The following is a 20,009-nucleotide window of genomic DNA, read 5'->3' as shown; positions in this document are numbered from 1 at the left end:
CGCCGCCGCGAGGGGCTTGCCGGACAGGACCGGGGGCGGCCCCGTCCCGACCGGTGCGCGGGGGGTTCCCGGCGTGCGGTTCCGTCCGTCTCGTCGCATCGGTCCAGGGTGCCGGGCGCGGCGGGACGGTGCGTGCGGCTCGTGCCGGACGGGCCGCGAACTGTGGACAGGTGGGGACGTGACACGGACGGGTGGGGACGGTTCCCGGGTGGTGCCGCCCGCGGGTCGAGGGCCATCGGGCGTCGGCGTACAATCCGGGACGCGACCTGTGTGCGTACGGGTCGACTTCGCGTGTACGTGCTGTCCCACCCGCGGACCGGTGTCCGGATCCGCACGGGACAGGGTGCCCGGCGGTCTCCACGGTGGCCGACACCGTGGGGTCCGGGCGTCCGCACGGCACCAGGGCGGTGGGCCACCCGGCCCCCGCGACAACCGGCCACCGCGTCGTCGGGCCCCGCGCCCGGCGCGCTCAACACAGAAGAGGTGCGAATCCGGCCATGGCCGTCGTCACCATGAAGCAGCTGCTCGATTCCGGCGTGCACTTCGGGCACCAGACCCGCCGCTGGAATCCGAAGATGAAGCGCTACATCCTCACCGAGCGCAACGGCATCTACATCATCGATCTGCAGAAGACGCTGTCCTACATCGACCGCGCCTTCGAGTTCGTCAAGGAGACCGTCGCCCACGGCGGCACGATCCTGTTCGTCGGCACGAAGAAGCAGGCGCAGGAGGCCATCTCCCAGGAGGCCCTCCGGGTGGGCATGCCGTTCGTCAACCAGCGTTGGCTCGGTGGCATGCTGACCAACTTCCAGACCGTGCACCGCCGTCTGCAGCGGCTCAAGGAGCTGGAGGCGCAGGAGCAGACCGGCGGGTTCCAGGGCCTGACCAAGCGCGAGATCCTCACCCTGACCAGGGAGAAGGACAAGCTGGAGCGGACCCTCGGCGGTATCCGCGACATGTCCAAGGTGCCGAGCGCCGTGTGGATCGTCGACACCAAGAAGGAGCACATCGCCGTCGACGAGGCCCGCAAGCTGGGTATCCCGGTGGTGGCGATCCTGGACACGAACTGCGACCCGGACGAGGTCGACTACCCGATCCCGGGCAACGACGACGCCATCCGGTCGGCCGCACTGTTGACCAAGATCGTCGCCGAGGCCTCCGCCGCGGGTCTGATGGCGCGCTCCGGCCGCAACGGGTCCGCTCCCGAGGGCGAGGAGAAGCCCGAGGCCGGGGTCGCGACGGACGAGCCGCTCGCCGAGTGGGAGCAGGAGCTGCTCGCGGGCTCGGAGGCGGGCGCCGCCCAGCAGTCCGGTGAGCAGCCCGCGGAGCAGTCGAGCGAGCAGACGACCGCGTCCTGATTCCTCTGCCAGAAGACCGTACGAAGGAACGGAAAGACTCACTGACAATGGCGAACTACACCGCGGCAGACGTCAAGCGCCTCCGCGAGCTCACCGGCTCGGGGATGATGGACTGCAAGAAGGCGCTGGAGGAGTCCGAGGGCGACTTCGACAAGGCCGTCGAGTTCCTGCGCATCAAGGGTGCGAAGGATGTCGGTAAGCGTGCCGAGCGGGCCACCGCCGAGGGCGTGGTGGCCGGTGACGGCGGCGTGCTCGTCGAGCTCAACTCGGAGACCGACTTCGTCGCCAAGAACGACGAGTTCCTGACGCTGGCCGACCGGATCGTGGACGTGGCGAAGGACCGGCGCACGAACGACGTGGAGCAGCTCCGCAACGCCGAGCTGAACGGCGGGACCGTCGCCGAGGCGATCCAGGACCTGTCCGCGAAGATCGGCGAGAAGCTGGAGCTGCGCCGGGTCGCGGCCTTCGACGGGCAGGTGAGCACCTACCTGCACCGTCGGGGCTCGGGCCTGCCGCCCGCGGTCGGCGTGCTGGTGGAGTACACCGGCGACGACGCCGAGGCCGCCCGGAACGCGGCCCTGCAGGTCGCGGCGCTCAAGCCGCAGTACCTCACGCGCGACGACGTGCCGTCCGAGCTCGTGGAGAACGAGAAGCGCATCGCGGAGCAGACCGCCCGCGAGGAGGGCAAGCCGGAGCAGGCGCTCCCGAAGATCATCGAGGGCAAGGTGAACGCCTTCTACAAGGACACCGTGCTGCTGGAGCAGCCGTCGGTGACCGACAACAAGAAGACGGTGCAGAACCTGCTCGACGAGGCGGGCGTGACCGTCACGAGGTTCGTCCGGTTCGAGGTCGGCCAGGCCTGACCGGCGACCGGCACCGTGCCCCGTCTCCCGCCAGGTCAGGAGGCGGGGCACAGCCGTGAGACAGGCGGGAGAATCGTCCCGTCGGCCCACCCCGCCGGGCGGGCCGACGGGACCGGCCGGGTATCCACGGCCCGGCCGGGCACGGGAACGGACGGCGCGGACGGCGTACCGGCGGCAGGAGAGCGCGGAGGCGAGATGGACACGGACGGCACCGGCAGGCCCGGACACGGTTACCGGCGGGTGTTGCTCAAGCTGGGCGGCGAGATGTTCGGCGGTGGCTCGCTGGGTGTCGACCCGGACGTGGTGCACTCGGTGGCCGCCCAGATCGCCGATGTGGTGCGCACCGGGGTCCAGGTGGCCGTCGTGATCGGTGGGGGGAACTTCTTCCGCGGCGCCGAGTTGTCCCAGCGCGGCATGGACCGCGACCGGGCCGACTACATGGCGATGCTGGGCACGGTGATGAACTCGTTGGCCCTGCAGGACTTCATGGAGAAGGAGGGCATTCCCACCCGGGTCCAGTCCGCGATCACGATGGGGCAGGTCGCCGAGCCCTACGTGCCCCGCAGGGCCGAACGGCACCTGGAGAAGGGGCGCGTCGTGATCTTCGGTGCGGGTACCGGGATGCCCTACTTCTCGACCGACACCGCGGCCGCGCAACGTGCCCTCGAGATCAGTTGCGACGTGGTGCTCATGGCCAAGGCGGTCGACGGCGTGTTCAACGCCGACCCGAAGAACGACCCCGACGCGATGCTGTTCGACCAGATCCGCCATCGCGAGGTGATCGAACAGGGGCTCAAGGTCGCCGATGCGACCGCCTTCAGCCTGTGCATGGACAACAACATGCCGATCATCGTGTTCAACCTTCTCACCGAGGGCAACATCGCCCGGGCGGTCAGTGGTGAGAGGATCGGGACACTGGTCAGTACCCCCACACACCTGGAGCAGTCGTGATCGACGAGACCCTCCTCGATGCCGAGGAGAAGATGGAGAAAGCGGTGTCCGTCGCCAAGGAGGATCTGACGTCGGTGCGCACCGGCAGGGCCTCCCCGAGCATGTTCGCCCGCATCCACGTCGAGTACTACGGCGTGCCGACCCCGCTCAACCAGCTCGCGAGTGTCAACATCCCGGAAGCCCGGATGGCCGTGATCAAGCCCTACGACACGTCCCAGCTCGGTGCGGTCGAGCGGGCGATCCGGGATTCCGACCTGGGTGTGAACCCGAGCAACGACGGCACCGTCATCCGGGTGGTGATCCCGCAGCTCACCGAGGAGCGGCGGAAGGAGATGGTCAAGGTCGCCAAGAGCAAGGGCGAAGAGGGCAAGATCTCCATCCGCAGCGTGCGCCGCAAGGCCAAGGAGGAGCTGGACCGGATCGCCAAGGACGGCGAGGCCGGTGAGGACGACGTCGCCCGTGCGGAGAAGGAGCTGCAGAATCTGACGGACAAGTACGTCCATCAGGTCGAGGAGCTCGTCAAGCACAAGGAATCCGAACTCCTCGAGGTCTGATGCCGACGGTGAGCGACGACCAGGCCTCGGACGGGGACTCCGCGGTGCCCGGCGGGTCGAACGACGGATCCACGCGCGACGACCCTCCGGACGAACCGTCCGGGGAGGGTGGGTCCGGAACCGGGGGCGGGACGTCCCGGGCGGGACGCGACCTGCCCGCCGCCATCGCGGTCGGGGTGGCGCTCGGCGCGGCGATCCTGGGGTCGCTGTTCACGGTCCGGTACCTGTTCATCGGCATCATCGCCGCCGCCATCGCCGTGGGAACCGTCGAACTCGCGGGCGCCCTGCGCCGCTCGGTGGGCATCCGGATCGCGCTCGTCCCGGTGCTGGTGGGCGGCCAGGCCATGATCTGGCTCGCCTGGCCCTACGGCCGGGCCGGTGCGGTGACCGCGTTCGTGCTGACGGTGCTCACCTGCCTGCTGTGGCGACTGCGCGGCGGAGCGTCCGGCTATCTGCGCGACGTCGCCGCCTCGGTGTTCGCGGCGGCCTACCTGCCGTTGTTCGCGGCGTTCGCCGCCATGCTCGTGCCCCCCGACGACGGGGTCGGCCGGGTGCTCTCCTTCCTCATCGTGGTCGTGGCGTCCGACACCGGCGGCTACATCGCCGGTGTGTTGCGCGGCCGGCACCCGATGGCCCCCTCGATCAGCCCGAAGAAGACCTGGGAGGGGTTCAGTGGGTCGCTGACCACCGGTGTGGCGGGTGGCGCGCTGTCGGTGACCCTGCTGCTGGACGGGCAGGCCTGGCAGGGCGTGCTGTTCGGTGCCGCGGTGGTGCTCTCCGCGACGTTGGGCGATCTCATGGAGTCGCTGATCAAGCGGGATCTGGGCATCAAGGACATGGGCACCCTCCTTCCGGGGCACGGCGGCCTGATGGACCGGCTCGACTCGCTGCTGCCGTCGGCGGTGGTGTCCTGGCTGTTGCTCAGCGCGTTCGTCCCGGTGTGACGGCGCCCGCCGTCGGAGAACGGGGTCGGTCGCTCAATCGCCGTGGGGGTCGTCGACCTCCGAACGACCGACACCGAGATCGACCGGCCGGGAGTGGTCGGTCACGGAGAACAGTGCCCCGTCCGGATCGGCCAGGGTGGCCGTGCGGCCGGACTGGGTGTCGTAGGGTTCGGTGATCACGTCCCCGCCGAGCATCATCGCGTGTCCCGCGGTCGCGTCCGCGCCGCGTGCCGGCTCGGCCGCGAAGTAGGTCATCCAGTGCGGTGCCGTCGGTGGATCCGGCTCCGGGTCGAGGACACAGCGGTACAGGACGGCGTGCGTCCCGAGTCGCCACTCCGCGTAGTCGATGCCGTCCCGCCCGATCTGTTCACTGGTGAAGGCGAACAGTCGGCGGTAGAAGCCGTCCGTGCTCTCCGCGTCCGGGGTGTTGAGGTCGACGCCGCTGAGTGTGCCGGGGATCCCGGAGCCCAGCGCCCAGCCCTCGGGCGGTTGCCACAGGACCACCGGTGTCCCGGCCGGGTCGGTGGCGTGCAGGACCGTGCCCCGGTCCGGGATGTCCACCGGCCCGAGCCGGACCGTTCCGCCGAGGTGTTCGACCCAACCCACGCTGCTCGCGGCGTTCACCACGGACAGGTGTACCGACCAGCCGGTCGGCTGCCCGGGAGCCGCCTGGTACAGCCCGGCGACCTCGATCCCGTCCCGCAGCGCGAGGGTGTAGCGACGGTTGGTCGCGACCGGGTCGCGTTTGACGTGGAAGTCCCAGCCGAACAGTTCCCCGTAGAACCGGCGTGCCGTGGGCTCGTCCACGGCGGCCAGTTCGACCCAGCACGGTGTTCCCGGCGGGGGGACGGACGTCGCCGGTGTCGACGGGCTTCCGTGGGACACACGGACCACCTCCCGGACGAGGGCGGATGACACGGTGGAAAGTCCGGAGTCTAGCCCCGCACGGGGGGCCGTCGCGCCCGTTCTCGCGAGATCCCGATCGGGGGTGGCCCGATCGGCCGGTCGGGCGCGTGGCAGGGGACCACGCGACCACGGTGAGGCTGACGTGGGACAATGGCGGAGCCATGACTGCATTGCCCCTCGTCTTCGACGCCCCCCGCAAAGGTCTGCCGAGCAGGCATCTGGCCGATCTCGATACGGCCGGACGTGCCGAGGCGGTCGCCGCGCTCGGGGAGAAGCCCTTCCGCGCGAAGCAACTGTCGCACCACTATTTCTCCCGGCTGACGGTCGACCCGGAGGCCATGACCGACATCCCGGCGGCGTCGCGGCAGCGGCTCGTGGACGAGCTGATGCCCTCGCTGTTGACGCAGGTCCGCGCGGTGGACTGCGACGGCGGGAGCACCCGGAAGACGCTGTGGCGCGCACACGACGGCACCATGCTGGAGAGCGTGCTGATGCGCTACCCGGATCGGGCGACGTTGTGCATCTCCAGCCAGGCGGGCTGCGGGATGGCCTGTCCGTTCTGCGCGACGGGGCAGGGCGGGCTGGACCGCAACCTGTCCACGGCGGAGATCGTCGACCAGGTCCGTGCCGCCGCCGCCGTGATGCGGGACGGCGAGATGCCCGGCCCCGACGGCGCGCCCGCCCCGGGACGGCTGTCGAACATCGTGTTCATGGGCATGGGCGAGCCGCTGGCCAACTACCGCAGGGTGGTCGACGCGGTGCGGCGGATCACCGACTCGGCACCGGCCGGGTTGGGGATCTCCCAACGGTCGGTGACGGTGTCGACCGTCGGGCTCGCCCCGGCGATCCGGAAGCTGGCCGCCGAGCGGATGCAGGTGCGGCTGGCGGTGTCGCTGCACGCGCCGGACGACGAACTGCGCGACGAGCTGGTCCCGGTGAACAACCGCTGGCCGGTGGCCGAGGTGCTGGACGCGGCTCGCCACTACGCCGACACCACGGGCAGGCGGGTCTCCATCGAGTACGCGCTGATCCGGGACCGCAACGACCATCCCTGGCGCGCGGACCTGCTGGCCGAGCGGCTGCGCACGCATCTGGGCCACCTGGCGCACGTCAACGTCATCCCCCTGAACCCGACCCCGGGCAGTGAGTGGGACGCCTCCCCGAAGCCGGTGGAGCGTGAGTTCGTCCGCCGCGTCAACGAGGGCGGCGTGCCCTGCACGGTGCGCGACACGCGGGGCCAGGAGATCGCCGCGGCCTGCGGTCAGCTCGCGGCCGAGAGCTGAGGACCGCCCCGGTAGGAGGGGACACGACGGCGGACGGCCGCATCGACGGATGTCGAGCGGCCAGGTGACCACGGGACCGGCGGCCAGGTGACCACGGGACCGGCGGCCAGGTGACCACGGGACCGGCGGCCAGGTGACCACGGGACCGGCGGCCAGGTGACCACGGGGCGCGGATGTTCGGGCATACTGGCGGTTGTGCCACATCCACAGGACCTGCTCCCGCGTCGAGCCGAATCGCTGGTCACCGAAGCGCTGACGGACACCCGGGTCGTCCTCGTGAACGGCGCCCGGCAGGCCGGCAAGAGCACGCTCACCCGGCTGGCCGCCTCCCGGGCCGGGGACCCGGTCCTGCGTCCTCTCGACGATCCCGCGACGCTGGAGGCGGCGCGACTCGATCCGACCGGCTTCGTCGAGCATCCCGGACTCATGGTCATCGATGAGATCCAGCTCGCCCCGGAGTTGCTGCGACCGATCAAGCTGACAGTGGACCTCGACCCGACTCCCGGCCGGTTCCTGCTCACCGGCTCGTCGCGCATCCTCGCGTTACGGGCACTTCCGGACGCCCTGCCGGGGCGGATGGAGATTCTCGAGCTGTGGCCGTTCTCCCAAGGGGAGATCAGTGACGGTGCGGACGCGTTCATCGACGCCGCCTTCGGTCACGGTGCCGACCTCGAGTACACGTCTGAGCTGCGTCGCCGGGACTATCTGGAGCGCATCACGGTCGGTGGTTTCCCCGAGGCGGTCCGGCGGACCCGACGCCGACGTGCCGCGTTCTTCGACTCGTACCTGTCCACCCTGATCGAGCGCGACGTGCTCGAACTGGCCGAGATCGAACGTCGCCGCGATCTCCACACCCTTCTGCGGCTGCTGGCCGGACGCGCGGGTGGACTGCTGGTGCCGGGGGCGTTGGCCGGGGAGAGCGGAATCCCCAGGACCACCCTCACACGCTACCTGGACCTGTTGTCCTCGGTCTTCCTCATCAAATCCATCCCCGCGTGGGAGCCGGGCGGGACACACCGCGCCGTGGGGACACCGAAACTCGCGTTCGTCGACACCGGGATCGCCTGCCATCTGCTCGGGCAGGACGCGAACCGGCTCGCCGATCCGGGAGGGGCCGCCGGGCCGATGGTGGAGAACTTCGTGGTGGGTGAGCTGTCCCGGCAGCTCACCTGGTCCACCGAACGCGGCACGTTGTATCACTACCGGACGAAGGACAAGGTCGAGGTCGACGTGGTCGTGGAGACCCCGGACGGACGGGTCGTCGCGGTCGAGGTCAAGGCCGGTTCCACCGTCCGTGCCGAGGACGTCCGCGGACTGCGGCATCTCGCCGACCGGTTGGGTGAGCGGTTCGTCGCGGGCTACGTGCTGTACACGGGGCGACAGACCCTGCCGTTCGGCGACCGGATCCGCGCGCTGCCGTTGGAGGCACTCTGGCGGGTCGCGCCGTGACACGGGGCCGGCGGCCCGCCGCCGCCCGCGTGCGTCCGGGTGCGGGGGCGGGTGGTCAGCTCCGCCAGGCCGTGCGGCGCCGCTTCATGTCGTACAGCAGACCCGCGATGATGCCCACACCGATGACGATGAGCACGACGTCCTCGGTGCGGTTCTGGTGGTTGCCGATCAGCATCAGGAACATGACGGCCGCGGTGAACCACCCCGCCGCGCGGGACGCCCGGGGGAACTCGCCGTGCCAGCCCCACTCGGCCGACGGCTCGTCCCGTGGGTCCACCTCGGTACCGGTGCGCTTCTCGACGGCCTTTCCTGCCACGATCACTCCTCCACTGCGGGCGCCCACACCGCTGACGCCGGTCACTGCCGATCGCACATCGTGTGCCGACACATGATCCCACACGCCTGCCCGTCGGCTCCTCCGGGACGTTGGCGAGAATGGTCACGATGAGCACACCACGGAGGGTGCTGATCCTCGGGTCCACCGGGTCGATCGGCACGCAGGCACTCGACGTCACCGGCCGCAACCCCGACCTGTTCCGGGTCGTGGGCGTCGCCTCGGGCGGGTCGGACCCGCAGGCGCTGGCCGCCCAGGTGCTGGCCCACGACGTCGAGGCGGTGGCGGTGACCCGGCCGACCGTGGTGGAGGACCTCCAGCTCGCCCTCTACGCCGAGGCGCAGCGCCGCGGGTACGCGCAGGGCGAGTTCCGGCTGCCGCGGATCTTCGCGGGTGGCGACGCCGTCGAGGAGCTGATCGACGCCGTGCCCGCCGACGTGGTGCTGAACGGGATGCCCGGGTCCCGCGGGCTGCGGCCCACGCTGCGGGCGTTGGCCACCGGCGCGACGCTCGCGCTGGCGAACAAGGAGTCGCTGATCGCGGGTGGACCGCTGGTTCTCGGGGCCGCGCGGCCCGGGCAGATCGTGCCGGTGGACTCCGAGCACTCCGCACTGGCGCAGGCGCTGTGGGGCGGCGGGCCGGACGAGGTCGACCGTCTGGTGCTCACCGCGTCCGGCGGCCCCTTCCGTGGATGGACGCGGGAGCGGATGGCGGGGGTGACCGTCTCCGACGCGCTGGCCCACCCGACCTGGGCCATGGGTCCGCTCGTGACGATCAATTCCGCGTCGATGGTGAACAAGGGCCTCGAACTGATCGAGGCGCACCTGCTGTTCGACATCCCGTGCGAGAGGATCGACGTGGTGGTGCACCCGCAGTCGATCGTGCACTCGATGGTGACGTTCGTCGACGGCTCGACCCTGGCGCAGGCCAGCCCGCCGGACATGCGGCTGCCGATCGCGCTGGCGCTGCACTGGCCGCGCCGGGTGCCGGGGGCCGCGCCCGCGTGCCGCTGGGACACCGCCGCGACCTGGACCTTCGAACCGCTGGACACCGCAGCGTTCCCCGCCGTCGACCTGGCCCGGCACGTCGGTTCCCGGGGCGGCTGCCTGCCGGCCGTGTTCAACGCCGCCAACGAGCGGCTCGTGGAACGCTTCCTCGAAGGGAACACGGGCTTCACGTCCATCGTGGACACTGTGGGCGAGGTCGTCGCCGCCGCCGACGAATGGGCACGTCCGCCCCGCGACGTCGACGACGTACTGGCTGCGGAAGAATGGGCGCGCGACCGTGCCCTGGCAATCAGTTCGGGAGGGAACTAGCGCGTGCTCGTCTACTTACTGGGGGTCGCGCTCTTCGCGCTGGGCATCTGTGTCTCGGTGGCGCTGCACGAGGCCGGGCACATGGCCACCGCGAAGATGTTCGGCATGAAGGTCCGGCGCTACTTCGTCGGATTCGGGCCGACGGTGTTCTCCTTCCGGCGCGGCGAGACCGAGTACGGGTTGAAGTGGATCCCGCTCGGTGGATTCTGCGACATCGCGGGGATGACCGCGCTCGACGAGGTGAAACCCGACGAGGCGCCCCGGGCGATGTGGCGGTTCAAGGTGTGGAAGCGCACCGTCGTGCTCGCCGCGGGGTCGTTCACCCACTTCGTGCTCGGCTTCGTGGTGCTCTACCTGATGGCGGTGTCGTTGGGCCTGCCGAATCTGGGCGATCGGCCGGTGATCGGTGAGGTCTCCGAGTGCGTGCGCAGCGCCGAGACGGTCGAGCAGTTCAACAACCAGCAGTGCAGGCCGGGGGACCCCGCGCCGGCGCGAGCCGGGGGACTGGAGTCCGGTGACGAGGTCGTCAGCGTCGGCGGCACCCCGGTGAACTCGTGGTCGGAGATGGTGTCCCGGGTGCAGAACGCCTCCGGGCCGACCCCGATGACCGTGCTGCGGGAGGGCGAGCGCGAACAGCTCACCGTGGACGTGACGCAGGTCACCCGACCGACGGCCGACGGGGGTACCGAGCGGGTCGGGATGATCGGGGCCGGACAGGGCTGGCTGTTGTCCCACGGAGCGGTGGGCGCCGTGGGTGCCTCGGTCACGTTCACCGGGGACATCATGGTGCAGACCTGGGAACGCCTGCTCGAATTGCCGGAGAAGGTCCCCGCCGTGGTCGAGGCGATCTTCGGTGCGGAGCGGGACCCGGAGACCCCGGTCAGCGTCGTCGGGGCGAGCCGGATCGGCGGCGAGGCGGTCGAGGCCGGGCTGTGGGGTGTGTTCCTGCTGCTGCTGGCGAGCCTGAACTTCTTCGTCGGCATCTTCAACCTGCTGCCGCTGCTGCCGCTCGACGGCGGACACATCGCCGTGACCTGGTACGAACGGGTGCGCGACTGGCTACGCCGACTGCGCGGCAGGGAACCGGGTGGTCCCGTCGACTACACCAAGCTGAACACCGTCACCGGTGTGGTGATTGTCATCGGTGGCGCGTTCGTGCTGCTGACGGTCACCGCCGACATCGTCAACCCGATCCGGCTCACCCAGTGATACCCACGAGTGGGGGGTCGGTGTGCCCGGCGCCGGGGCGCGCTCACGTATCGTGGACCCCGGCCAGGCAGCAATCCGGAGTGGAAGAGGAAGCGATGACCGTCGACCTGGGCCTGCCCACCAACCCGCCGCCCGTGCTCGCCGAACGCCGGAAGACCCGCCAGCTCCAGGTCGGTCCCGTGGGGGTCGGCAGCGACCACCCGGTGTCGGTGCAGTCGATGACGACCACGGAGACCGCCGACGTCAACGCCACGCTGCAGCAGATCGCCGAGCTGACCGCCTCGGGTTGCGACATCGTGCGGGTGGCCTGCCCGAGCGCCGACGACGCCGAGGCGTTGCCCGCCATCGCCGCGAAGTCGAAGATCCCGGTCATCGCCGACATCCACTTCCAGCCGAAGTACGTCTTCGCCGCGATCGAGGCCGGGTGCGCCGGTGTCCGGGTGAACCCCGGCAACATCAAGAAGTTCGACGACAAGGTCGCCGAGATCGCCCGCGCGGCCGGGGACCACGGTGTGCCGATCCGCATCGGGGTCAACGCGGGCTCGCTCGACCCGCGCCTGATGGCCAAGCACGGCAAGGCCACCCCGGAGGCGCTGGCCGAGTCGGCGCTGTGGGAGGCGTCGCTGTTCGCCGAGCACGACTTCCACGATCTGAAGATCTCGGTCAAGCACAACGATCCGGTCGTGATGGTGCGCGCCTACGAGATCCTCGCCGAACAGTGCGACTACCCGCTGCACCTCGGTGTGACCGAGGCCGGCCCCGCTTTCCAGGGCACCGTCAAGTCGTCGGTGGCGTTCGGCGCCCTGCTGCGCCAGGGCATCGGGGACACCATCCGGGTCTCCCTGTCGGCCCCTCCGGTGGAGGAGGTCAAGGTCGGTGCGCAGATCCTGGAGTCGCTGAACCTGCGTCCGCGCAAGCTGGAGATCGTCTCCTGCCCTTCCTGCGGTCGCGCCCAGGTCGACGTCTACAAGCTGGCCGACGAGGTCACCGCGGGGCTGGCGGACATGGAGGTCCCGCTGCGCGTGGCGGTGATGGGCTGCGTGGTCAACGGGCCCGGTGAGGCGCGTGAGGCCGACCTCGGCGTGGCGTCCGGTAACGGCAAGGGGCAGATCTTCGTCAAGGGTGAGGTCATCAAGACCGTGCCCGAGCACCAGATCGTGGAGACCCTGATCGAGGAGGCCATGCGGATCGCCGAGGAGAACGGCGACACCGACGCGAGCGGGGAGCCGGTCGTCACCGTGGGGTGAGGTGAGACGTCCGTGGCGTGTGAGCCCGACTGGGTCGCCCGGGCGCCGCACCCGGCGCTCCGGCCCTTCGTCGCGCGCTACGTCGGCTACGCGGGATTTCCGCCCGCACCGGGCGTGCACCGGGGATTGCCCGGCGCGCACGCCACGCTGATCGTGAGCCTGGACGAACCCGTCCCGGTCGTCGGAATGCCCGACCCCGACCGATCCCCGGTGCGTGCCCGGGCCCTGATCGGTGGGCTGTGTCTCGCGCCGGTGCTGATCGGACGGGAGCGTCCGCAGTCCGGGGTGCAGGTGGAACTCCGGCCGCTCGGGCTGGCGCACCTGTTCGGGGTGCGGGCGGCCGAACTCAGCGGACACGTCGTCGACCTCGCCGACCTCGCCGACCTCGCCGGTCTCGGGGACTCCGTCGTGCCGGTCCCGCGGTCGCTGCCGGACCGGGTGGCCGAGGCTCCGGACTGGGCACGGAGGTTCGCGGCGCTCGACGCCGCGCTGGCCGGGTCCCTGACCCGGCGGTGGGATCCGGTGCCGGAACTGGCCCGCGCCTGGTGGCGGCTCACCCGCACGGCCGGTGCGCTCCGGATCGAGGCGCTCGCCCACGAGGTCGGGTGGAGTCGGCGTCATCTGGCCGCCCGGTTCCGGGCGGAGACCGGGCTCTCCCCGAAGCAGGTGGCCCGGATCCTGCGGTTCGAGCGTGCGACGGCGATGCTGCGGGCGGGCGGAGGCCACGATCTCGCCGGGGTCGCCGTCGCGTGCGGGTACTCCGATCAGGCACATCTCAGTCACGAGTGGCGGGCGTTGGCGGGCTGCTCGGTGCGCACGTGGATGTCCGAGGAGCTCCCATTCCTGCAAGACACCTCCGCCGTCCCCGGCGCAGACTCGGGCGTATGAACACCTCATCGAACAGCGGAACGTCCGGAACCACGGCAACCACCGAAACCACCGGAACGACCAAGACGGCGTCCGGTCCGCGGGTGTGGCCTGCGCTGCACTACACCGACGCGGACGCCGCGCTGCGGTTCCTCACCGAGGTCTGTGGCTTCGAGGAACGCTGCACCTACCGCGCCGACGACGGGACGATCGCCCACGGCGAGGTCCGCGGGCCGGAGGGTGGCGGCGTCATGTACGGCACCGCCACCGAACACAACGCGGGCCCCGCGTCGCCGCGGGTCGGGGGGCACGCGGTGTACGTGGTCACCGCCGACCCGGACGCGGTGGCCGAGCGCGCCCGCAGGGCCGGTGCGCGCCTGCTGCGTGAACCCGTCGACACCGACTACGGCTCGCACGAGATCACCGTCGCCGACCCGGACGGCAACGCCTGGACCTTCGGAACCTACCCGGGGGAGTAGCGGCGCCCGCACGGCACCTGGCATGCTCGGTGCGCCGTTCGACCTCGAACTCGACACCCGCGACTTCCGACCGCGTCCGGACGTCGCGGACGGGTCCGGCTCGCCGGTCCCCATCCGTGGGGGTTGTCTGGCAATCTTGACGTGTGTTGCGGCTGGCCGGTGCGAGGCTGCTCGATGACAGGGACTACCCGGCGGTCCGCGCGGTCCTCGCGGCGGATCCGGTGGGCAGCTGCATGGTGTCCGCCCGCGTCGAGTCGGCCGGGTTGGACACGTGGCGGCTCGGCGGTGAGCTGTGGGGCACCGACGGCCGGTCCGTGCGGGCGGGCACGTTGCAGGGGTTGTGCTTCGCGGGGCCGAACCTCGTCCCGCTGACCGGTGGTACGGGCGCGTTGCGGTCGTTCGCGGACCGGGCGCTGCGCCGGCCCAGGACGTGCTCGTCGCTGGTCGGTCCCGCCGAGCAGGTGCTCGGACTGTGGGAGCAGCTCGCCGGGGACTGGGGCCCCGCCCGCGAGGAACGGCCCGACCAGCCCCTGATGGCCCTGGACGGCGAGCCGCTCGTGGCCGCGGACCGGACGGTCCGGACGGTGCGTCCGCACGAGATCGACACCTACTTCCCGGCCGCGGTGGCCATGTTCCACGAGGAGGTCGGTGTCGACCCGACCGCGGGGGACGGGGGTGCCGGGTACCGGGCCCGCGTGTCGGAGCTGATCTCCGGCGGTCGGGCGTTCGCCCGGTTCGAGGGCGGTGAGGTCGTGTTCAAGGCCGAGATCGGGGCGTTGTCCGACCGGGTGGGCCAGATCCAGGGTGTGTGGGTCCATCCCCGGCACCGGGGCCACGGCCTCGGCGCCGCGGGCACCGCCGCGGTCGCGCGGCACCTGGTGCACGGGCTCGGCCGGGTCGCGAGCCTGTACGTGAACTCGTACAACACCCCCGCCCTGGCCGCGTACCGCCGGATCGGCTTCCGGCAGGTCGGGAGCTACGCCACGGTGCTGTTCTAGGTCCTCCTCCGGTGTGATCCGCGTCATGTCCACCCCGGTCGGGCGGCGGGGTCGGGATACTGGGCCGCGTGCGAGGCAGACGGTCGCACCGGGTCGGTGCCGCGTTGCTCGGCGCCGCCCTGGTGCTCAGCGGGTGCGGTGTGTTCTCCGGCGAGGATCCCGGGGAGGTGGCCGGCGAGTTCCTCGACGCGTTCGCCCGCGGGGACACGGCCGCGGCGGCGGAGCTCACCGACGATCCCGGCGCCGCCCGGCGGTTGTTCGACGGGGTGCGGGCGGAGTTGCAACCGGAGTCGGTGACCACCACGCTCGGTACGGTCCGGGAGGCCGAGGGCACCACCTACGCCGACTACCGGGTGGAGTGGGATCTCGGGCAGGGTCGCACCTTCGGGTACGACACACGAGCCGCGTTGACGACGGACGGCGACACGGCGATCCGCTTCCGGCCGTCGCTGGTGCATCCGGAACTGCAACGGGGCCAGACACTCGCCCTCCGCAGCGAGGACGCCGCGCCCGTCCCGGTGCACGACCGGGACGGGGCCCCGCTGCTGCGCTCCGACGAGGTCGTCAACGTGCTGCTGCACCGCGGCGAGGCCGGGGAGCAGGCGGACGCGGTGATCGGGTCCCTGGCCGGGGCGCTGAACCCGCTGGACGATCGGATCACCCCGTCGTCGATCGAGTCGGGCCTCTCGGAGACCGAGGAGGGCGCGCCGTACCTGGTGGCGTCGCTCCGTTCGAGTGACTACGCCACGGTCAAGGACGAGATTAACGAACTGCCCGGGGTCCGGTTCACCACCCGGCACCGGATGTTGCCGGTGACCCGGGGGCTGGGGGAGCGGATTCTGCCCGCCGTGCGCGAGGTCGCGCGGGAGCGGTCGGCGGACAACGCGGGCTGGTCGGTGGCCGTGGTCGACTCCGACGGTGCCGAGGTCGGTGCGGTCCACCGTGTGCAGCCGGAACCGGCCGAACCGCTGCGCAGCACCCTGAGCCTGCCGGTCCAGCAGGAGGCCGAACGCGCGCTCGACGCGGCGGACTCGCCGGGGGTGCTCGTCGCCCTGGAACCGTCCAGCGGGGACCTGCTCGCGGTGGCGGCCAACAACGCCGCGGTCGAGAACGGCACCGCCCCGCTCACCGGCCGCTACCCGCCGGGTTCCACGTTCAAGATCGCCACCGCCGCGGCGGCGTTGCGCGCGGGGACCGGGGTCGACACCCCGGTGGAGTGTCCGGCCACCACGGTGATCGACGGCCGGACGATCCCGAACGACGACGAGTTCGACCTCGGCACGGTGCCGTTGCGGCAGGCCTTCGCCCGTTCGTGCAACACGACGTTCGCCCACCTCGCGCTGGAGCTTCCGGACGGCGCGCTCACCGACGCCGCGCGCAGCCTCGGCATCGGCGCCGACTACGTCATCCCGGGCGTCACCACCGTCACCGGTTCGGCCGAGCCGGGGGACGGCACCGTGGCGCGGGCCGCGGCCGGGTTCGGACAGGGGACGATGCTGGCGAGCCCGTTCGGCACGGCGCTGATGTCGGCCACCGTCGCCGCCGGGGAGACCCCCGTGCCGGGTCTGCTCACCGACCGGGAGACCGAGGTCACCGTCTCCGGGGAACCGTTACCGGAGCCGGTGCTCGCGGGACTGCGCACGATGATGCGGGCCGTGGTCACCGACGGCACCGCCACCGAACTGAACGACGGGCTCTCCGGTGTGCACGGCAAGACCGGTACCGCGCAGTACGGCGACGGCACGGAGGCGCACGGGTGGTTCACCGGCTACCGGGACGACCTGGCCTTCGCGGTGCTGCTGGAGGGAGCGGGCAGTTCGAAACCGGCGGTGGCCACCACCCGGGACTTCCTCACCGGGCTGGGCTGACCCCGGCACTGGGTCGTGGGCCGCCCGGACCGGTCGTGGGCCGCCCGGGCACCGGCCGGGTGGCCGCCCGGTGCCCGTGCGGCCGACGCCACCCGAGACACCCGCAGTGTGCCACCGGCGGAGTCGTAGGCTGGGGGACATGCCCGATCGTGCCCCGTTGCAGCCCGGCGTGCAGACGCCGCGTCGCCCCGTTCCCGAGTCCATCGTCCGCCCCGAGTACGTCGGTAAACGCGCACCGAAACCGGAACCCGGAAACGGGGTGCGCACGCCCGAGACCATCGAGGCCATGCGGGTGGCGGGCCGGATCGCGGCGCAGGCCCTCCAGGAGGGCGGCAAGGCGGTGAAACCGGGCAACACCACCGACGACGTCGACCGGGTCATCCACGAGTTCCTGCTCGACCACGGCGCCTACCCCTCCACGCTCGGCTACCGCGGGTTCCCGAAGTCGTGCTGCACCTCGCTGAACGAGGTCATCTGTCACGGCATCCCGGACTCGACCGTGATCGAGGACGGTGACATCTGCAACATCGACGTCACCGCCTACATCGGCGGGGTGCACGGCGACACCAACGCCACCTTCCTGGCCGGGGACGTCTCCGACGAGGCACGGCTGCTGGTGGAACGCACCCGCGAGGCGACCAACCGGGCGATCAAGGCGGTGCGGCCCGGCAGGCAGCTGAACGTGATCGGCCGGGTGATCGAGTCCTACGCCAGGCGGTTCGGCTACGGCGTGGTGCGGGACTTCACCGGCCACGGTGTCGGCCCCGCCTTCCACACCGCGCCGACGGTGCTGCACTACGAGGAGCCGTCGGTGAACACCGTCATCGAGAAGGACATGACGTTCACGATCGAGCCGATGATCACGCTCGGCACGATCGACTACGACGTCTGGAGCGACGACTGGACCGTCACCACCCGGGACAAGAAGTGGACGGCCCAGTTCGAGCACACGCTGCGGGTCACCGACGACGGGGCGGAGATCCTCACCAAGCCCTGACCCGTCCACCGTCGGGGGTGTGTGCCCGGCACACACCCCCGACGGCCCGGTTGTGGCCCGCGCGGACATGGTTGCCGGGGCCGGGGGCCGCCTACCGTCTGCTGCCATGTCGAGCAGCCCACTGGCCGACCGGACCGCCCTCGTCACGGGTGGTGCGGGCGGCATCGGACGCGCCTGCGTCGAGACCCTGGCCCGCGCGGGAGCCACGGTGCACCTGGTCGACGTCGACCGTGCCGCCGTGGACGTCGCCCGGGAGTACGACGCCGTCGCGCACGTCGCCGACCTCACCGACCCCGGTGCGGTCGACACGGTGCCCGGCGACGTCGACATCCTGGTGAACAACGCGGGTGTCCAGCACATCGCGCCCATCCCGGAGCTGTCAGCGGAGCGGTTCACCCGCATCCAGCAGCTCATGGTGACCACACCGTTCCAGCTCATGCGCCGCTGCCTGCCCGCGATGTCCGCGCGCGGCTGGGGACGGATCGTGAACATCTCCAGTGTGCACGGGGTGCGCGCGAGCCCGTACAAGGCGGCGTACGTGGCCGCCAAGCACGGACTGGAGGGTCTGAACAAGGTCGCGGCACTGGAGGCCGCGCCGTACGGGGTCACCAGCAACTGTGTGGCCCCCGGCTACGTCCGCACCGGCCTGGTCGCCGACCAGGTGGCCGACCAGGCCCGGTCCCGGGGGATCGACGAGGACGCCGTCGTCGACGAGGTGTTCCTGCGCAACACCGCCGTGAAACGGCTTATCGAGCCGGAGGAGGTGGCGGCGGTGGTGCTGTGGCTCTGCGGCGACCACGCCGCCTACCTGACGGGCACCTCGATCCCGCTCGACGGCGGGTGGACCGCGGGTTGATCCCGCCCGGCCCGATCCGCGTCACCCCACGCCGGGCCGCCCGCACGGCCGCGGCGCAACGTCCCTGTTCGCACACGACGAAGTGGTGAGCACATGTCCCGGACCAGTTCCATCAAGCGTGTCGTGGGTGCCAGCATGATCGGCACCACGGTCGAGTGGTACGACTTCTTCCTCTTCGGCTCGGCCGCGGCACTCGTGTTCAACAAACTCTTCTTCCCCGAGAGCGACCCGCTCGCCGGCACGATGCTGGCCTTCGCGACCTTCGCGATCGGGTTCGTCGCCCGTCCGCTCGGCGGGCTCGTCTTCGGTCACTTCGGGGACAAGCTCGGCCGCAAGAAACTGCTGGTGCTCAGCCTGCTCATGATGGGCGGGGCGACGTTCCTGATGGGCCTGCTGCCCACCTACGCCACGATCGGGGTGGCCGCCCCGCTGCTGCTGGTCCTGCTCCGGCTGATCCAGGGATTCGCCGTCGGCGGCGAGTGGGGCGGCGCCGTGCTCATCGTGTCCGAGCACGGTGACGACCGCAGGCGCGGGTTCTGGGCGTCGTGGCCCCAGGCGGGCGTCCCCGCGGGCAACCTGCTGGCCACCGCCGTGCTCGCCGTGCTGGCCGCGGTGCAGAGCGACGCCGCGTTCGAGGCGTGGGGCTGGCGTATCCCGTTCCTGCTGTCCGGTCTGCTCGTCGTGATCGGGCTGTGGATCCGGCTCGCCGTCGAGGAGTCACCGGTCTTCGTCGAGGCGGTGCGCAACGCGGACCGGCAGGCGGAGCAGGGGGCCGCCCCGGAGCGGGCGCCGATCGTCACCGTGCTGCGCCGGCACTGGCGCGAGGTGCTCATCGCGATGGGCGCCCGGTTCGCCGAGAACGTCTCGTACTACGTCATCACCGCCTTCGTGCTCGTCTACCTCACCACGCACCTGGGTATGTCGAAGTCGCTCGGGATCAACGCGGTGCTGGTCGGCTCCGCCGTGCACTTCGTGACGATTCCGGTATGGGGCTGGCTGTCCGATCGGGTGGGCCGGCGGACGGTGTACCTGTTCGGCACGGCCGGGATGCTGGTGTGGGCCTTCGTGTTCTTCCCGATGCTCGACGCGGCCACCCCGCTGGCCACCATCGGCGCGGTGACCGTCGGACTGGTGCTGCACGGCGCGATGTACGGGCCGCAGGCGGCGTTCTTCTCCGAACTGTTCGGCACGAAGGTGCGCTACTCGGGCGCGTCGATCGGGTACCAGCTCGCGTCGATCGCCGCGGGCGGGCTGGCGCCGCTGATCGCGACCGCGCTGCTCGACGCCTTCGGCACCAGTGTCCCGGTCTCGGTCTACGTGGCGGCGGGATGCGTGCTCACCTTCGTGGCCGTGTACCTGGCCCGGGAGACGAGGGGCACCTCGCTGGCCGACGCGGACGAGCCGTCGAGGGTGTCAGCATGACCGCCATGATCGAGCGGAGCGGGCGGCCCGCGGCCGGGCCGACGGCGGTGACGACCGTGGACGGCCCCGCCCACGGACGCGTGGACGGCCCCAGGGACACCGCCCGCG

At 71.3% G+C, this 20,009-nt stretch carries 19 protein-coding genes; 17 read left to right on the top strand and 2 right to left on the bottom strand.

The genetic code is table 11. From position 1 onward, the window contains the following. Positions 1–497: 497 nt before the first annotated feature. The 5 genes from rpsB (at position 498) to SACPADRAFT_RS0218305 (ending at position 4,670) form a co-directional block, all read left to right on the top strand. Complete coding sequence (gene rpsB / locus SACPADRAFT_RS0218325) at positions 498–1,358, top strand: 30S ribosomal protein S2 (protein ID WP_007024108.1); 861 nt, start codon at positions 498–500, stop codon at positions 1,356–1,358. A gap of 47 nt (positions 1,359–1,405) precedes the next feature. Next, on the top strand, positions 1,406–2,221 hold the full coding sequence (gene tsf, locus SACPADRAFT_RS0218320) for a translation elongation factor Ts (RefSeq protein ID WP_007024107.1): 816 nt from the start codon (positions 1,406–1,408) through the stop codon (positions 2,219–2,221). A gap of 195 nt (positions 2,222–2,416) precedes the next feature. Beyond that, positions 2,417–3,172 (top strand): UMP kinase, encoded by a 756-nt coding sequence (gene pyrH, locus SACPADRAFT_RS0218315; RefSeq protein WP_007024106.1) that lies wholly within the window; start codon positions 2,417–2,419, stop codon positions 3,170–3,172. After that, positions 3,169–3,726, top strand: coding sequence for a ribosome recycling factor (frr, locus tag SACPADRAFT_RS0218310; RefSeq protein WP_007024105.1), 558 nt, complete (start codon positions 3,169–3,171; stop codon positions 3,724–3,726). Before pyrH ends, frr begins: the two co-directional genes overlap by 4 nt. Beyond that, positions 3,726–4,670 (top strand): phosphatidate cytidylyltransferase, encoded by a 945-nt coding sequence (locus SACPADRAFT_RS0218305; protein WP_007024104.1) that lies wholly within the window; start codon positions 3,726–3,728, stop codon positions 4,668–4,670. Before frr ends, SACPADRAFT_RS0218305 begins: the two co-directional genes overlap by 1 nt. 33 nt (positions 4,671–4,703) lie before the next feature. Here the strand turns inward: SACPADRAFT_RS0218305 and SACPADRAFT_RS0218300 are convergent, their stop codons facing one another. Beyond that, positions 4,704–5,555, bottom strand: a complete 852-nt coding sequence (locus tag SACPADRAFT_RS0218300; protein WP_007024103.1) for a VOC family protein — start codon at positions 5,553–5,555, stop codon at positions 4,704–4,706. A gap of 182 nt (positions 5,556–5,737) precedes the next feature. Between SACPADRAFT_RS0218300 and rlmN the strand changes: the two genes are divergently transcribed. Both rlmN and SACPADRAFT_RS0218290 read left to right on the top strand, forming a co-directional pair. Next, positions 5,738–6,859, top strand: coding sequence for a dual-specificity RNA methyltransferase RlmN (rlmN, locus tag SACPADRAFT_RS0218295; RefSeq protein WP_007024102.1), 1,122 nt, complete (start codon positions 5,738–5,740; stop codon positions 6,857–6,859). Positions 6,860–7,054: 195 nt separating this feature from the next. Further along, positions 7,055–8,308 (top strand): ATP-binding protein, encoded by a 1,254-nt coding sequence (locus SACPADRAFT_RS0218290; RefSeq protein WP_051442507.1) that lies wholly within the window; start codon positions 7,055–7,057, stop codon positions 8,306–8,308. Between the two features lie 55 nt (positions 8,309–8,363). Here SACPADRAFT_RS0218290 and SACPADRAFT_RS0218285 read toward each other — a convergent pair whose 3' ends face one another. Next, entirely contained in the window at positions 8,364–8,624 is a 261-nt protein-coding gene (locus tag SACPADRAFT_RS0218285; RefSeq protein ID WP_007024100.1) for a DUF2631 domain-containing protein, read from the bottom strand. Between the two features lie 128 nt (positions 8,625–8,752). Here SACPADRAFT_RS0218285 and dxr point away from each other — a divergent pair, with 128 nt between their 5' ends. The 10 genes from dxr to SACPADRAFT_RS0218235 all read left to right on the top strand — a co-directional run bounded on the left by dxr (position 8,753) and on the right by SACPADRAFT_RS0218235 (position 19,901). After that, positions 8,753–9,958, top strand: a complete 1,206-nt coding sequence (gene dxr, locus SACPADRAFT_RS0218280; RefSeq protein ID WP_007024099.1) for a 1-deoxy-D-xylulose-5-phosphate reductoisomerase — start codon at positions 8,753–8,755, stop codon at positions 9,956–9,958. A 3-nt stretch (positions 9,959–9,961) separates the two neighbouring features. After that, on the top strand, positions 9,962–11,167 hold the full coding sequence (locus SACPADRAFT_RS0218275) for a M50 family metallopeptidase (protein WP_007024098.1): 1,206 nt from the start codon (positions 9,962–9,964) through the stop codon (positions 11,165–11,167). A 95-nt stretch (positions 11,168–11,262) separates the two neighbouring features. After that, entirely contained in the window at positions 11,263–12,414 is a 1,152-nt protein-coding gene (gene ispG, locus SACPADRAFT_RS0218270) for a flavodoxin-dependent (E)-4-hydroxy-3-methylbut-2-enyl-diphosphate synthase (RefSeq protein WP_007024097.1), read from the top strand. A gap of 12 nt (positions 12,415–12,426) precedes the next feature. Continuing rightward, positions 12,427–13,302, top strand: coding sequence for a helix-turn-helix domain-containing protein (locus SACPADRAFT_RS0218265; RefSeq protein ID WP_007024096.1), 876 nt, complete (start codon positions 12,427–12,429; stop codon positions 13,300–13,302). Continuing rightward, entirely contained in the window at positions 13,299–13,760 is a 462-nt protein-coding gene (locus tag SACPADRAFT_RS0218260; protein WP_007024095.1) for a VOC family protein, read from the top strand. The genes SACPADRAFT_RS0218265 and SACPADRAFT_RS0218260 overlap by 4 nt, the downstream gene beginning before the upstream one ends. Positions 13,761–13,903: 143 nt before the next feature. Continuing rightward, positions 13,904–14,758 (top strand): GNAT family N-acetyltransferase, encoded by an 855-nt coding sequence (locus tag SACPADRAFT_RS0218255; RefSeq protein WP_007024094.1) that lies wholly within the window; start codon positions 13,904–13,906, stop codon positions 14,756–14,758. Between the two features lie 68 nt (positions 14,759–14,826). After that, positions 14,827–16,626, top strand: a complete 1,800-nt coding sequence (locus SACPADRAFT_RS0218250; protein ID WP_007024093.1) for a penicillin-binding transpeptidase domain-containing protein — start codon at positions 14,827–14,829, stop codon at positions 16,624–16,626. 139 nt (positions 16,627–16,765) lie between these two features. After that, entirely contained in the window at positions 16,766–17,623 is an 858-nt protein-coding gene (gene map / locus SACPADRAFT_RS0218245; protein ID WP_007024092.1) for a type I methionyl aminopeptidase, read from the top strand. A gap of 106 nt (positions 17,624–17,729) precedes the next feature. Continuing rightward, a complete protein-coding gene (locus tag SACPADRAFT_RS0218240) occupies positions 17,730–18,479 on the top strand; it encodes a 3-hydroxybutyrate dehydrogenase (protein WP_007024091.1) in 750 nt (249 codons plus the stop codon). Positions 18,480–18,572: 93 nt separating this feature from the next. Continuing rightward, entirely contained in the window at positions 18,573–19,901 is a 1,329-nt protein-coding gene (locus SACPADRAFT_RS0218235; protein ID WP_007024090.1) for an MFS transporter, read from the top strand. Positions 19,902–20,009 lie beyond the last annotated feature (108 nt).

Origin of the sequence: Saccharomonospora iraqiensis subsp. paurometabolica YIM 90007 (genome assembly GCF_000231035.2) — a bacterium.
GTDB lineage: Bacteria > Actinomycetota > Actinomycetes > Mycobacteriales > Pseudonocardiaceae > Saccharomonospora > Saccharomonospora paurometabolica.
Note: the sequence above shows the minus strand (reverse complement) of the source record. Positions and strands in the feature narration are given on the sequence as shown.

Coding starts and splice junctions, on each gene's coding strand:
- rpsB (WP_007024108.1), top strand. CDS start 498: ATGGCCGTCGTCACCATGAAGCAGCTGCTCGATTCCGGCGTGCACTTC.
- tsf (WP_007024107.1), top strand. CDS start 1,406: ATGGCGAACTACACCGCGGCAGACGTCAAGCGCCTCCGCGAGCTCACC.
- pyrH (WP_007024106.1), top strand. CDS start 2,417: ATGGACACGGACGGCACCGGCAGGCCCGGACACGGTTACCGGCGGGTG.
- SACPADRAFT_RS0218305 (WP_007024104.1), top strand. CDS start 3,726: ATGCCGACGGTGAGCGACGACCAGGCCTCGGACGGGGACTCCGCGGTG.
- rlmN (WP_007024102.1), top strand. CDS start 5,738: ATGACTGCATTGCCCCTCGTCTTCGACGCCCCCCGCAAAGGTCTGCCG.
- dxr (WP_007024099.1), top strand. CDS start 8,753: ATGAGCACACCACGGAGGGTGCTGATCCTCGGGTCCACCGGGTCGATC.
- ispG (WP_007024097.1), top strand. CDS start 11,263: ATGACCGTCGACCTGGGCCTGCCCACCAACCCGCCGCCCGTGCTCGCC.
- SACPADRAFT_RS0218260 (WP_007024095.1), top strand. CDS start 13,299: ATGAACACCTCATCGAACAGCGGAACGTCCGGAACCACGGCAACCACC.
- map (WP_007024092.1), top strand. CDS start 16,766: ATGCCCGATCGTGCCCCGTTGCAGCCCGGCGTGCAGACGCCGCGTCGC.
- SACPADRAFT_RS0218240 (WP_007024091.1), top strand. CDS start 17,730: ATGTCGAGCAGCCCACTGGCCGACCGGACCGCCCTCGTCACGGGTGGT.
- SACPADRAFT_RS0218235 (WP_007024090.1), top strand. CDS start 18,573: ATGTCCCGGACCAGTTCCATCAAGCGTGTCGTGGGTGCCAGCATGATC.